We start from the raw sequence: 14,763 nt of genomic DNA, 5'->3' as shown, positions 1-14,763 counted from the left end.
ACGAGAAGGTGAACGTTCTGGAGGCTTTGGCGATGGCAGGCGATATGACGATTTACGGTGTCCGTGATAACGTCAAGCTGATCCGTGAGGACGTGAACGGTAAGCGTGAGATCATTAACTTGAATTTGAATAATGCCGAAGTCGTGACTTCCCCGTATTATTACCTGAAGCAAAACGATATTATTTACGTGACCCCGAACAAGACGAAGGCTAAGAACTCCGATATCGGTAACAGCACGACCCTTTGGGTAAGCTCACTCTCGATTCTGGTATCTATTGCCGGCCTGTTGGTAAACATACTTAAGTAATTGAAAATTGAAAATTGAGAATTGAAAATTAAGAGAGATGATAGACGAACGGATAATTAATAACACTGGGATAGAGAACGAGGAACAAGAGATTGATTTGGTCGCTCTTTTATTCAAATACCTTTTTTATTGGCGTTGGTTTGTTGCTAGTATATTGATATGTTGCATCGCTACTTACCTGTTTCTTCGTTATCAAACGCCTGTATATAACATTTCCAGTTCCGTGTTGATAAAGGAGGAGGATAAGCGAAGCGGTTCGGGCAACAATCCGTTGGCGGCCATTCAAGATTTGGGAATGTTTTCCATGACAAATAATTTTGATAACGAGGTGGAGATATTGAAATCCCGTACATTGATAAAAAAAGTCGTGAACGACCTGAATTTATATGTTCGTGTAGCGGAAAAGCGAGCGTTCGGTTATGCGATGCCTCTTTATAAGAATAGTCCGGTGCGGATTTATATGACACCGGAAGAGGCCGATAAATTGGAGGAGCCGATTAAGCTGGATCTTACATTTACAAAAACAGGAAAATTGTCTGTTAAGGCTGAATATGTGCAAGATAAGGAAGAGCAAGAGATAGAACAGGCATTTGATCAATTGCCGGCGGTGTTACCAACACCTGTGGGTGTTTTAAGCTTTACGCGAGGCGATACCTTGTATATGGAAGAAGAGGAAATCGCTTTACGTGTTACCATAAATACGCCGACGGAGACCGCCGAGGATTATATGAAAGACTTGAGCGTGACCGCCTCTTCCCAGACCACGACGATAGCGAAGATCAGCGTGAACAATACAGTAAAGGAGCGAGGCGTGGATTTCGTGAATCGTTTGGTTGCGTTCTATAATCAAGACGCGAACGATGAGAAGAATGAGGTAGCTCAGAAAACCGCTGAGTTCATAGAGGAGCGTATCGGTATAATTAACCATGAGTTGGGTACGGCGGAGAGCGAGTTGGCGGATTTCAAGCAACGATCCGGTCTGACGGATTTGACAAGTGATGCCCGTCTAGCCTTACAAGAGAGTTCCAAGTATGAGCAGCAACGTACGGAGAACGCTACACAGATCAGCTTGGTTCAATTTCTGCGTACCTATATCAACGATCCGGTCAACAAGGAAGAGATAATTCCTGCAAACGTAGGGTTACAGGATCAAAACCTCACTAGGGTGATTGAACAATATAACACGATGATCATCGAGCGTAAACGTTTATTACGTACCTCTTCGGAAAATAACCCGGCGGTGATAAACATGAACACCGGCGTTGAGGCGATGAGACGTAATGTCGAGACAACCGTGAATAGTGTCTTGCGAGGACTACAAATCGCCCAGAAAGATATTGAGCGTCAGGCTAGTAAATTTGAGAGCCGGATTAGTGATGCTCCAAAGCAAGAGAAAGAGTTCATGACTATTTCTCGCCAGCAAGAAATCAAGGCGACTTTATATATCATGCTGTTGCAGAAGCGGGAGGAAAATGCGATCACATTGGCAGCCACGGCTAATAATGGTCGTATTGTAGAGGAACCATTACCCGGGAAGGATCCTGTGGCTCCCAAGAAGCTCGTGTTTTTATTGGCTGCGTTTGTGGTGGGCCTGTTTATTCCGGTGGGAATCATCTTTGTCGTGGAATTATTGAAATATAAGATCGAGAATCGTGGCGATGTGGAGCAATTGACGAATGTTCCGATTTTGGGCGAATTGCCCTTGTGTGGTCATAAATCCTCCGATAAGGGAGCGATCGTGGTGCGCGAGAATAAGAACGACATGATGGAGGAGACCTTCCGAGGTTTGCGGACCAATCTGCTCTTTATGCTCCGGAAAGATCAAAAGGTCATACTTTTCTCTTCTACGCAGCCCGGAGAAGGTAAGTCTTTCGTGACTGGAAATCTCGCTGTCAGCTTGGCTTATTTGGGAAAGAAGGTGGTAGTGGTTGGTATGGACATCCGTAAGCCGGGCTTGAATAAGGTCTTCGATTTATCGAAAAGGCAGGAAGGAATATCTAATTATCTGATGGATCCGGAGGATAAGGATCTTTTTGATCTTGTGCAGCCTTCCGGCATCAGTCCGAACCTGGATATCCTTTTAGGAGGAACGATTCCCCCGAACCCGACGGAACTGGTAGCCCGTGATACCTTGGAGAAGGCGATAGAGCAATTGAAATCCCGTTATGACTACGTGTTGCTGGATACAGCCCCGATCGGTATGGTAACTGATACGGCCATAATAAGCCGTGTGGCCGACATGTGTGTTTATGTCTGCCGTGCGGACGTGACCCCGAAAGCCGCTTTCTGCTACATTAATGTTCTTAGGGACGAGCATAAATTTGACAAGTTGGCGGTAGTGATCAATGGAATCGACCTGAGCAAACGTAAGAACACCTATGGTTACGGTTATGGTAAGAAATACGGTTATGGCTATGGTAAACATTATGGTTATGGATACGGCTATGGGTATGGTTTTGAGGCGGAGAATAAGAAAAAGAAATAATAAGGAAATTTATAAAGAGTCATGAGACACGTATTATTTAGTCCCCCTGATATAACAGAGGCAGAGATCAGTGAAGTTGTTGATGCTTTGAAGTCCGGTTGGATAACTACCGGACCTAAAACTAAAAAATTAGAACAGCTGGTAGCAGAACGTTGTCATACCTCAAAAGCTGTTTGTTTGAATTCAAATACGGCATGTGCTGAGATAACTTTGCGTATATTAGGTATAGGAATCGGTGATGAGGTTATTGTTCCAGCCTATACTTATACAGCTACCGCAAGTGTGGTAGAGCATGTGGGGGCAAGATTGGTCATGATAGATTGTGAGCATGGAAAGTTCACGATGGATTATGAGAAATTAGAAGCGGCGATAACCGAGAGAACAAAAGCTATAATCCCGGTGGATTTGTTTGGTATTCCTTGTGGCTATGATACGATTTTCGATATAGTAGAACGGAAAAAGAATTTATTCCATCCAAATGATAACCCGATTCAAAAAGCCTTGAATCGAGTGATTGTTATGGCTGATGGTGCTCATTCTTTTGGAGCCTCATATAAAAAATTCCCAATAGGTTCTGTCGCCGATTTTACGAATTTCTCATTTCATGCGGTGAAAAACCTAACAACAGCGGAAGGCGGTGCGGTTGTTTGGAGAGATATTGAAGGGATAGATAATGATGAGTTATATCACCAATATATGTTATTGAGTCTTCATGGTCAGAGTAAAGACGCTTTGGCAAAAACGAAGTTGGGAGCGTGGGAGTATGATATTATTGGGCCATGGTATAAATGTAATATGACAGATGTCTGTGCGGGCATAGGTCTAGGACAAATAAAAAGGTATGATGAGATTTTGTCCCGTCGAAAAGAAATTATAGACCGTTATAATAAAGGATTGAAGGGGCTACCTATTACGGTGGTAACGCATTATACTTCAGATATTGTCTCTTCTGGACATTTATATATTATAAATCTGAATGACAAAGATGCCGAACAACGGAACAAATTTATAGAGAAAATGGCCGGATTAGGAGTTGCGACCAATGTACATTATAAACCGCTTCCTATGCACACAGGCTATAAGAAATTGGGGTTCAAGATAGAGGACTATCCAAATGCTTATAAGCAATTTAAAAATGTTGTGACATTGCCGCTTCATACCTGCTTGTCTGATGAAGATGTGGATTATGTGATTGAGTGTGTGAAGGAATGTTTAAAATGAGATCTACTAATAAAAATGATGGGAAAGAAAGTTCTAATATTGGGAGTTGCGGCAGTACAAATGGATGCAGTTAGCCAATTAAAAAAAATGGGATGTGAGACATTCACATGTGCAATGGCTAAAGATGGACCTGCTGCGGATTTATCAGATCATTTTAATTTGATTAATATATTAGATGAGGAGAAATTAGCAACTTTTATAGTTGATAATAAAATTGATGTGGTCTATTCAACAGGATCAGACTTAGCGATGCCTGTAGCATGTCGATTGAGTGAGAGACTTGGATTACCTCATTTTGTTTCTTCTTATGCAGCGAATGTTTGTAATCATAAGAACTTGATGCGTGAGAGACTAACATTGGAATGTGAAGGAAATATACCTTTTCAAGTGTTAGATTCTATAGATAAAATAGCAATTCAATATCCTGCTATTTTAAAACCATCAGATGCGCAAGGGCAAAGAGGTATTTTTTTAATTCGTTCACAATCTGAATTTGAGTCTCATTTTCAAGATGTGGTTAAATATTCTAGAGAGGGAAAAGTTATTGTTGAAAAGTACATCGAAGGGCCAGAGGTTTCAGTTAACGGTTATATGGTCAACGGAGTAATGCGATTCTTAATTGTTTCGGATCGGGATACTTGGCCGGAATATACCGGGTTGATACATAAACATATTGTTCCAAGTAAAGCCGTTTGTAATACAGCTAATTCTAAAATAAAAAGAATCGTAGAAGATGCTTGTAATCGGATTGGAATATTGAATGGTCCGGTTTATTTCCAGATGAAAGTAATGAACGGTCATCCGTACATCATAGAAATGACACCACGTTTGGATGGATGTCATATGTGGAATTTATTGGCTAGATCTACAGGGGTTAATTTGATGAAGTTAGTATTTGAGCATCTGCTATATGATGATATTTCAGAACTAAAATGTTTGAATTCGGATATTAAACCGATGGAGTTGGTTTTCTTTTGCCAAAAGCCAAAAACAATAATGGATCAATCTGCTTTCTTGATACCCAAAGATTCGGAGGACAGTTTTTTCTATTATGCGACAGGTGATAATATACGTCCGGTAAATGGACGTTTTGACAAGGTGGGGTATTTTATCCATAGTCTATAAAGGAGTTTTTGGTAATGAGAATTGCTATTACGGGAGCAGGTGGATTTATAGGCTCAAAAGTATTGGAAAAACTTGCTGATTATGATGAGATAGATATTCTTGCGTTGTCAAGAGTTCAAAATGATAGAACACTCTATAATAAAGTAAGATGGGTAAAGACCGATTATTCAGTAGATTCATTAAATAAAGTATTGAAGAATGTAGATGTGATTATTCATTTAGCGGCTACAAGAGGTACACAAGGCTTGATTTCCGATTATCATGTGAATGAGATTGTTACTGAAAATATTTTATTGGCAATGAATGAATTGAATATTAAGCATCTGGTTTTTGCTTCTTCTATTGCAGTTTATTCAGATACAACAAAAATACCGTGGCAAGAGGATATCAGTCTTTCTCCTAAAACTCTTTATGGGATATCAAAGGCATCTTGTGAATATCTCTGTGCTTTTTATACCCATAAGTTTAAATTCCGATATACTATTTTGAGAATTGCTCAAGTTTTGGGATTAGAGGAAAAGCGTAAAGGCATGATGAATAATTTCATCGAATTTGCATATCAAGGAAAACAATTGATAGTGAAAGGTAAGAGTGTAGCTAAACGTCAATTTATTTATGTTGATGATTTGGCTGAGACTTTTGTTTTGTGTGCAATCAAGCAGAAAGAGGAATCAATCATTTTGAATGTTGGTATGCAAGAGGCTTATACAAATTTGTCAATTGCAAATACGGTAAATTCAGTATTTGAAAATACTAATTCAATAGATTATCAAGAGGATATAGATGAAAATATTGACTCCTCTTTTATGGATACTCATCGCTATGTTAGTTTTTTAGGCTTTAAGCCTAAAACAATGAAAGAAGCTTTGTATGAATTGAAAAATCGAATAGATTAGATGTATAAAAATGTAATTAAGCGTCTTATAGATATTATAATATCTTTGATGTTGATTCCTTTTATTTTGATATTAATAATCCCGGTGGCTTTGTTTATAAAATTAGAAGATCATGGTGATGTTTTTTATAATGCAGAACGCTATGGATGTAATATGAAAAAATTTAAAATGTTTAAGTTTAGGAGTATGAAAATGAATGCTCCTGATGTAAGGAATGCTGATGGTACTACTTTTAATTCTGAAAAAGATGTTCGATTAACCAAGATCGGTGGATTTTTGAGAAAAACAAGTATCGATGAACTTCCTCAAATATTTAACGTACTTTTGGGGGATATGAGTTTGGTTGGTCCAAGACCTAGCCCGATGGGTAATGAAAATACTTATACGGATTTTATAAGAAAAAAATTTGGTGTTAGACCGGGTATTACTGGATATAATCAAGCCTTAAAACGGAACAGTGCTACACTAGAGGAACGGTATAGAAATGATGTTTACTATGCGGAACATGTTTCATTTCTTTTAGATTGTAGAATTATTATTATGACATTAAAATCTGTTCTTCGTAGGGAAAATGTGTACAAAAATTGAATATTTTAAACATAAGTGGAATGATATCAGTTGTTATACCTACATATAATCGTGCTCAGACAATACGTATGGCAGTGGATAGTGTATTAAACCAGACATATCGAGATATTGAGTTGATTATTGTTGATGATGCTTCTACGGATGGAACCCAAGATGTTGTTACTCAGATCGCAGATGATAGAATTCGTTATTTGCGATTAGAGCAAAGATCTGGGGCCTGTAATGCGAGAAATATAGGAGCATTATCTGCAAGAGGAGAGTTTATCTCCTTTCAAGATAGTGATGATAAATGGCATCTTGATAAATTGGAGAAGCAATACCAATTTATGATTGATAGAAATTTGGATTTCTCCTTTTGTGGCATGACTCGGATTATGTTGGAGGATCCCAATAGGAAATATTATTATCCAAATGTAGATATGGATGATAATAAAGATTATTTTGATCAACTTCTTTATTTAAATAGAGTTGGTACTCAAACGATTATATGTAAGCGAGAATGTTTTGAAAAAATACGTTTTGATGTTACATTAAAGCGTTTTCAAGACTGGGATTTTGCGTTACAAGCTGCTCGAATTTATTCCATAGGTTACTTGAGGGAAAGTTTAGTGGACTCTTTTGTACAAAAAGATAGTATATCAAAAAGTAGTTTGGCCAATAAAAATGCATGGGAATCATTATATAATAAATATAAAAAGGATATACAAAAAAATCCGACTACTTATGCTAAATATTTGTTTAGATTAGGAAACGAAGTGGTTCTTTTTAATCAAAAAGTGGCTATGGAATATTATAGAAATAGTTTTTATATAAAGAAATCAAAGGAAGCCTTGGTGTTTTTTGTCTTGAGCTCACTGAGAATGAAATCAACTATAAGCAAGTTATTGGATTATCAGAAAAATCATCTTTTTAGATAAATAAGAGTAATGCGAAAATATTTGTTGGTATATCCAAATCGGGATTATGGTAGATTGATGTGGAGAGATTTAGAAAAACTCGATAATGTGGATTTTATTAATAAACCATTGTTTGTTAATAATGTGTTGATTGATCTGCTTTTTCGTATTCATTTTAGCTTTAAATTGAATATGAAAATAGAATTGCCATTAAAACGATTTTGGGAGAAATATTATTCTTTAGATCATTATGATTTTGATCAATCGAATGAATATGTGATTCTGTTTACAGATCCTTCATTGTGTAATTATAGAAATAATTTTCTTGAGAAGTTGAAGAGGAAATCTAATGTGACTATGGTTCTTGTCTTAATAAATTCATTTTATAGAATGAGACGTATTATTGAGCCTATGTTGAAGAATTTTGATTTGATATACACATATGATGAAAAGGAGGCAAAGTTATTTGGATTTTCTTATTATCCTACTGTTTATTCAATGGTAGATGTGGGTGATGTTGAAATGATAAAGCGTAAATGTTTTTTTGTGGGGGTTGCAAAAGATCGGCTGGAAAAATTGATCCGTATTTATGATAAATTGGAACTTTGTGGATGTAATCCAATTTTTTATATATCAGGAGTACCTAGGAAAAAGCAAAAAAGAAGGAAGGGAATTGTTTATAATACTTGGCTGCCATATAAATCAGTGTTGAAAGAGATTTTAAGTTCTGAGTTTATTGTGGAAATAATGGATAAAAATAATGCAGGAATTACGTTGCGTACTTTAGAGGCAATTTGTTATAATAGGAAATTAGTAACAGATAATGAGAAAATACTTTGTTCTCCATTTTATAGAGAACAAAATATTTATTTGCTAAGTTGTGGATCTGTTTTATTAAGTGATTTTTTAAAATGTGTAGATAAGGTGGATTATGGGTATGATGGGAGATATTCGCCTGTGTTATTTGTGGATAAATTAGATCGTTATTTGAATAAAATTTAATTTATATTTGTTTTATGATAGCACCGTTTTTGTTGTGTGTTTTTGCTGCTTGTTTTAGTAAGTTTGTTTATGGTAAATTATATAATCCTAGTACTGTATTTTTTTTGATTTGGATGCTGTTGCTGGCTTTTTCAAGATTAGGGTTGTTTGGCGTTCCTGTACCAAATAGTGATACGTATTTGTTGTTATTTATAGGATTATTCTCTTTTTTTGTTGGGTTTGTATCTGTTGATTTAAAGAAATGGTTTGGGAGAAAAAATATTTTTTTTAGAAAATTTGAAAGCGATGTAAAATATTCATATGTATTGAATTTTAAAATTGTAATTGTTCTATACTCTATAACATTTGTATATTTAGCTTATCAAGCGGTTATTGTTATTGGATTATTGCAATCAGGCCTAACCCTATCTGCAATTCGAGAGTTGTTTACTTCTTCAGATCTAAATTTGTTGAGACAATCAAATTATATGGTTGCTATACAAAATTTTATAGCGACACCTACTGTCTATTTAGCTATAGCGATACTCCCAATAGAATGGTTTAAAGGTAATAGAAATAAGATTTTTATTGTTTCAACTATTCTGATGATTATTGCTTGGGTTCTTACTTCTGGAGGTCGATCTGTTATTCTATGGATGGCTATTTATGTTATATATTTATATAAGTGGAAGGGTGTAAAGATAAAATTGAAAAAAGAAAATAGGAGAAAAATTGTACTGGTTGTTTTGTCTTGTATTATATCATTGATTTTTACAACGATATCAAGGAAAGGTGAAAATGTTGATTTTTTCTTTCAAATGTATCAATATTTCGTTGTTCCAATTGCTCATTTAGAATATAGAATAAATGAATTGAATGCTTCTTTTTTTAATGTTTATGGGTATGGTATGGCTTCGTTTTATGGTGTTTTTTATCCTTTTATGTTTATTTTAACGCTTGCGGGTTGGAAATATCCAATATGGTTAACTACTATACGTGATCTTTCATTTATGAACTTAGAAAATGTGGTGTTACTTGGGAGTGCTAGAATGAATGCATTTGTAACTACTTTTTTTCAATTTTACTTAGATGGTGGGATGTTTGGTGTTTTTGTTGGGGGGGTATTGTTTGGTTTTTTTGTTATGCATTTTTATAAAAAAGCGAAAAATGGTACAGATGATAAATATACGCTAATTTATTTATTATTGTTGCAAAAGTTGATTTTCTCATTTGTTAGATTCTATTTTACACAGCCCGTTCAAGGCATAAGCTTTTTAATGGCTTTTTTTGTTTATAAAAGAATTAGATTGTGAGGTGTTTAAAAATATAAATTGTAAAAATTTGCCAAGTTTAAGGAGAAATATAGTATATCAGTTCTTGTATGAATTGTTGATAGTTTTCATTCCTCTATTTACGATCCCCTATGTATCAAGAGTTTTAGGTGCTGAGAATATAGGACTTTTCTCTTATACATATGCAGTTGCTAACTATTTTGTTTTGTTTGCAAATCTTGGAATTAAAAATTATGGAAGTCGAACGATTGCTATGGTTCGAAATAATAAAGAAGAATTGAATAGGAACTTTTCTGAAATTCTATCAATTCACATTATTTTTTCAATAATTGTAATATTTGTTTATTTAGTGCTTTTGTTTTTTTTTGTAGAGGATAATCTGGTCATATTTCTTATTCAGAGCATTTATGTTTTTGCTGCAGTCTTTGATATTAATTGGTTTTTCTTTGGAATAGAGAAGTTTAAGCTGACAGTAGGAAGAAATACTCTTGTGAAAATTTTGTCTGTATTTTTAGTTTTAGTTTTTGTTAAGACACAAACTGATCTTTGGATTTATGCGCTAATATTAGCCCTTTCTGTTTTTGTCGGGCAGTCAGTAGTTTGGTTTGCTTTAAAGCAATATGTCTCATGGAGGAGGCCTTCTTGGGCTAATATGAAACAACATATTCGACCCCTATTTGTATTGTTTTTGCCGATATTGGCATTGAGTCTTTATAAGTATATGGATAAAATTATGCTAGGATCCATTTCTTCGAATGTTCAAGTCGGGTTTTATGAAAATGCTGAAAAAATAATTAATGTGCCAATGAGTTTGATAATGGCATTTGGTGTAGTTCTTATGCCTCGAATTGCAAATATGGTGACGAGTAAGGATAAAGGAGAGGTTTTTAAGTTAATTGACATGTCGATGGAAGCTGTTATGTTATTAGCAATAGCTATCTCTTTTGGATTGGCAGGTATTTCATTTGTGTTAGCCCCCATCTTTTTTGGTTATGAATTTGAAGAATGTGGAATTCTTATAATGGGATTGGCTGTGACAGTCCCGTTTATGGCTTTTGCCAATGTGATAAGAACTCAATATTTAATACCTTATAAAGAGGATAAAATATTTGTTGTTTCCTTGTTTTTAGGTGCTGCTGTTAATTTGATTGTGAATATAATTTTGATACCATATATGGCTGCAAGAGGAGCTGTTATAGGAACTATTTTTGCTGAAATTATTGTTTGTATATATCAATCGTATTTTGTTAGAAAAAAAATTTTCATTAAAAAATATTTGTTAAATACGATTCCGCCTATACTAATTGGGATAGTAATGTTTGTTTTTGTTTTTCAAATAGGAAATGTAATGAATATAAATATTGTTACATTAATACTTCAACTTCTGGTAGGTATGTTTATTTATGCTGTTGGTGTGTTTTTACTTATGTTAAAAAGTAGAACACGGTTGATGGTTTTGTTGAGAAAATTTGTAGTAAGATATTAGTCGCTTATTATATATATTATGAAACATTTTATTCAAGCTAAATTGCCTTTGATATACCAATCGATTGCTTATATTAAATATTATAAAGATTTTTTAAGAAACAAAAAATGTCTTTGGCTGTTTCGAGAATGTCTGATGAGGAACTTAAAGCTTATGATGCGTGTCTTTATAAAAATAGGCAAGGTAAAGAACTGGATTGGGAAAACCTAAAAACTTATACTGAAAAAATGCAGTGGGCGAAATTATTCGATAAAGATCCTCGAAAAACATTGTGTTCAGATAAGTATAAAGTGAGAGATTGGGTCGCAGATAAAGTTGGAAGTGAGTATTTGGTCCCATTACTAGCGGTATGGGATAAATATGACGATGTAAATCTCGATATATTACCTAATCAATTTGTTCTTAAAACTAATCATGGTTCTGGAGATGCGGTGATTATTCGCAATAAAAAAGCGATAACACTTGCTAAAAAAATAGAGTTGAAAAGGAAATTGAAATTCTCTTTAGAGACGGATTATAGTTGTAGGTACTGTGAAATGCATTATAAGGATATTTCGCCTAAAATTATCGCAGAAGAATTTATAGATTCTAGAGGCTCTGATTTGGTTGACTATAAGTTTTTATGTTTTGATGGAGTGCCTTACTATTGTTGGGTTGATATGGATAGATTTACAAATCATACTAGAAATGTTTATGATTTGAAATGGAATATTCAAGCGTGGAATCAACGATCATATGGTAATTTTAAAGGTGTAGTAGATAAGCCGAAAAATTTCGATATAATGATTGAAATAGTAAAAAAATTATCTCGAGGCTTTTCTCATGTTCGAGTAGATCTATATAATGTTGATGGGAAAATTTATTTTGGTGAAATGACATTTACTAATGGTAGTGGATTTGAGGAGATTTCCCCTATTGAAGCTGATTTGATGTTGGGGGATTTATGGAAAATAAAGGAATTGGACTTTTAGGGAAAGTGTTGGAATGATTTTTCTTTGTAAATGTATTTGTCCTGTTTTACCGGATCTTTATTTGTGAGGTATTCTGAGTTAAATACTAATAATTGAAAATTCATAATTATGAAAGGAATTGTTTTAGCCGGTGGCTCGGGTACCCGATTCTACCCAATCACTAAGGGAGTGAGCAAGCAGTTGCTCCCTATTTTTGATAAGCCGATGGTGTATTATCCTATCAGTGTGTTAATGCTGGCGGGCATCCGGGATATCTTGATTATATCAACGCCCTATGATTTGCCGGGATTCAAGCGTCTGCTTGGGGATGGCTCTGATTATGGGGTGCGTTTCGAGTATGCAGAACAGCCCTCTCCGGATGGATTGGCACAGGCATTTACCATTGGAGCAGAATTCATCGGTGATGACAGCATTTGCTTGGTGCTAGGTGATAATATCTTCCATGGTAATGGATTTACCTTGATGCTAAAGGAGGCGGTTCGTACTGCGGAGGAAGAGAATAGGGCTACTGTTTTTGGCTATTGGGTGAGTGATCCGGAGCGTTATGGCGTGGCCGAGTTCGACCAGGCCGGCAGTTGCCTGAGTATCGAAGAGAAGCCGGAGTGTCCCAAGAGCAACTACGCCGTGGTCGGATTGTATTTCTACCCGAACAAGGTTGTTGATGTAGCGGGTAGCATTCAACCGTCCGCACGTGGAGAGTATGAGATCACTACGGTCAACCAACGATTCTTGGAGGATGGAGCGCTGAAAGTCCAGACTTTAGGCCGAGGCTTCGCTTGGCTGGATACCGGTACGCACGACTCCCTGAGCGAGGCATCTACGTATATCGAGGTATTGGAGAAGCGTCAGGGGGTGAAAGTGGCCTGCTTGGAGGGTATTGCATACCGTCAGGGATGGATAACCGAGGAGCGTATGCGAGAGCTGGCGCAACCCATGCTTAAGAACCAATATGGGCAATATCTACTAAAGGTAATTGAGGAATTAAAGGAGACAGGAGATCCGAATTTAGGTTAAGATGGAGGTAATAAAGACAGATATAGAGGGCGTGGTGATCATTGAGCCGAAGGTGTTTGATGACGCTCGGGGATACTTCTTCGAGAGTTTCTCGCAGCGAGAGTTCGAGGAGAAGGTTCGTAAGATAAATTTCGTACAGGATAATGAGAGTATGTCCTCATACGGAGTGATGCGCGGCTTGCATTTTCAGAGGCCCCCTTTTACGCAGAGCAAATTGGTGCGTTGCGTGAAAGGATGTGTCCTTGACGTAGCCGTGGATATTCGCAAAGGAAGTCCAACTTATGGTAAGCATGTAGCCGTTGAATTGAGTGAGGATAACCATCGCCAGTTTTTCGTGCCCAGAGGGTTCGCTCATGGATTCGCGGTATTGAGTGAGATAGCTGTTTTCCAATACAAATGCGATAATTTCTATGCTCCGCAAGCGGATGGGGGCATCTGTATAAAGGATGAGAGTCTGGGCATAGATTGGCGGATACCAATGGATAAGGCCCTTCTCTCGGAGAAGGATATAAAGCATCCATGCTTGGAGGATTTTGACTCACCGTTTGATTATCATGTAAATTTATACCTTGAATTTGAATAAGATGAATATATTGGTGACAGGAGCCAACGGGCAGTTGGGAAACGAGATACGTATCATCACCCGGGAAAGTGATGACCACTATGTATTCACGGATGTGAATCAAGTGGAAGGAGTAGAGACTGTCTTTTTGGATATTACGGATTTGGAAGCGGTGAGGGTACTGGTTGCGGAGCGGCGCATCGACGTTATCGTGAATTGCGCCGCCTATACCAACGTAGATGCGGCGGAGAGTAATGAGGCGTTGGCCGAGAGGCTGAATGCCGAGGCCCCGGAAAATTTGGCCAAGGCGATGAAGGCGGTCAATGGTTTGTTGGTGCAGATCTCTACGGATTATGTGTTTGGCAAAGAGCCTTACAATGTGCCCTGCCAAGAGGATCAACAGGGTACGCCAACCGGTGTGTATGGTATGACAAAATTGCGGGGTGAGCAGAAGATCATGACTGTAGGTTGCAAGCATGTGATAATTCGTACCGCTTGGTTGTACAGTGAGTTCGGGAAAAACTTTTGCAAAACGATGATGCACCTTACGGCTACTCGGCCCCAACTGAAGGTGGTATTCGATCAGGCTGGTACACCGACATACGCTTACGATTTGGCGAAAGCCATAGCGGCAGTCTTGCGTGATTATGCGACGGACATAGCTTGCGCTATTTATGGCAAGAGCGGCATCTATCATTACTCCAACGAGGGGGTCTGCTCTTGGTTCGACTTCACGAAGATGATCGCCGAATACAATGGCACGACCGCTTGTGATATCCGGCCTTGTCATAGCGACGAGTTCCCCAGCCCCGTAAAACGTCCGTCCTATTTGGTATTGGACAAAACAAAAATCAAAGAAACATTCGGCGTTCGAGTTCCTTATTGGACGGAATCCTTAAAACGATGTATCACTAATTTAAAAAACAACTGTTAAGAAT

13 protein-coding genes and 1 pseudogene are annotated in these 14,763 nt (G+C 37.0%); all 14 read left to right on the top strand.

The window, feature by feature from the left end:
- Positions 1-308, top strand: a pseudogene (locus tag ACESPU_RS03860) (polysaccharide export protein); the annotation flags it as partial.
- Positions 309-345: 37 nt separating this feature from the next.
- A complete protein-coding gene (locus tag ACESPU_RS03855; RefSeq protein ID WP_122297437.1) occupies positions 346-2,793 on the top strand; it encodes a polysaccharide biosynthesis tyrosine autokinase in 2,448 nt (815 codons plus the stop codon).
- A 21-nt stretch (positions 2,794-2,814) separates the two neighbouring features.
- Positions 2,815-4,014, top strand: a complete 1,200-nt coding sequence (locus ACESPU_RS03850) for a DegT/DnrJ/EryC1/StrS aminotransferase family protein (protein WP_005865220.1) — start codon at positions 2,815-2,817, stop codon at positions 4,012-4,014.
- A 15-nt stretch (positions 4,015-4,029) separates the two neighbouring features.
- On the top strand, positions 4,030-5,139 hold the full coding sequence (locus tag ACESPU_RS03845) for an acetyl-CoA carboxylase biotin carboxylase subunit family protein (RefSeq protein ID WP_008778521.1): 1,110 nt from the start codon (positions 4,030-4,032) through the stop codon (positions 5,137-5,139).
- Between the two features lie 14 nt (positions 5,140-5,153).
- On the top strand, positions 5,154-6,035 hold the full coding sequence (locus ACESPU_RS03840) for an NAD-dependent epimerase/dehydratase family protein (RefSeq protein WP_373133139.1): 882 nt from the start codon (positions 5,154-5,156) through the stop codon (positions 6,033-6,035).
- On the top strand, positions 6,036-6,623 hold the full coding sequence (locus ACESPU_RS03835; RefSeq protein WP_373133138.1) for a sugar transferase: 588 nt from the start codon (positions 6,036-6,038) through the stop codon (positions 6,621-6,623).
- A 20-nt stretch (positions 6,624-6,643) separates the two neighbouring features.
- A complete protein-coding gene (locus ACESPU_RS03830; protein ID WP_005865228.1) occupies positions 6,644-7,540 on the top strand; it encodes a glycosyltransferase family 2 protein in 897 nt (298 codons plus the stop codon).
- Positions 7,541-7,549: 9 nt separating this feature from the next.
- Positions 7,550-8,521 carry a hypothetical protein gene (locus tag ACESPU_RS03825; RefSeq protein WP_005865230.1) on the top strand — a complete coding sequence of 324 codons (972 nt, stop codon included), beginning with the start codon at positions 7,550-7,552 and terminating at the stop codon, positions 8,519-8,521.
- A 14-nt stretch (positions 8,522-8,535) separates the two neighbouring features.
- A complete protein-coding gene (locus ACESPU_RS03820) occupies positions 8,536-9,813 on the top strand; it encodes an O-antigen polymerase (protein WP_005865232.1) in 1,278 nt (425 codons plus the stop codon).
- The gene (locus tag ACESPU_RS03815; RefSeq protein ID WP_227793695.1) at positions 9,788-11,278 is read left to right on the top strand and encodes a flippase; all 1,491 of its coding nucleotides are present in this window, start codon (positions 9,788-9,790) and stop codon (positions 11,276-11,278) included. Before ACESPU_RS03820 ends, ACESPU_RS03815 begins: the two co-directional genes overlap by 26 nt.
- A gap of 107 nt (positions 11,279-11,385) precedes the next feature.
- A complete protein-coding gene (locus ACESPU_RS03810; RefSeq protein WP_005865236.1) occupies positions 11,386-12,249 on the top strand; it encodes an ATP-grasp fold amidoligase family protein in 864 nt (287 codons plus the stop codon).
- A 108-nt stretch (positions 12,250-12,357) separates the two neighbouring features.
- A complete protein-coding gene (rfbA, locus tag ACESPU_RS03805; RefSeq protein ID WP_005865238.1) occupies positions 12,358-13,263 on the top strand; it encodes a glucose-1-phosphate thymidylyltransferase RfbA in 906 nt (301 codons plus the stop codon).
- Between the two features lies 1 nt (position 13,264).
- Entirely contained in the window at positions 13,265-13,846 is a 582-nt protein-coding gene (gene rfbC, locus ACESPU_RS03800; protein WP_005865240.1) for a dTDP-4-dehydrorhamnose 3,5-epimerase, read from the top strand.
- A gap of 1 nt (position 13,847) precedes the next feature.
- Positions 13,848-14,759 (top strand): dTDP-4-dehydrorhamnose reductase, encoded by a 912-nt coding sequence (gene rfbD / locus ACESPU_RS03795; protein WP_005865242.1) that lies wholly within the window; start codon positions 13,848-13,850, stop codon positions 14,757-14,759.
- Positions 14,760-14,763 lie beyond the last annotated feature (4 nt).

The organism is Parabacteroides sp. 20_3, assembly GCF_964238835.1.
In the GTDB taxonomy this organism is placed as follows: Bacteria; Bacteroidota; Bacteroidia; order Bacteroidales; family Tannerellaceae; genus Parabacteroides; species Parabacteroides distasonis.
This window is presented reverse-complemented; position numbering and strand designations above follow the sequence as displayed.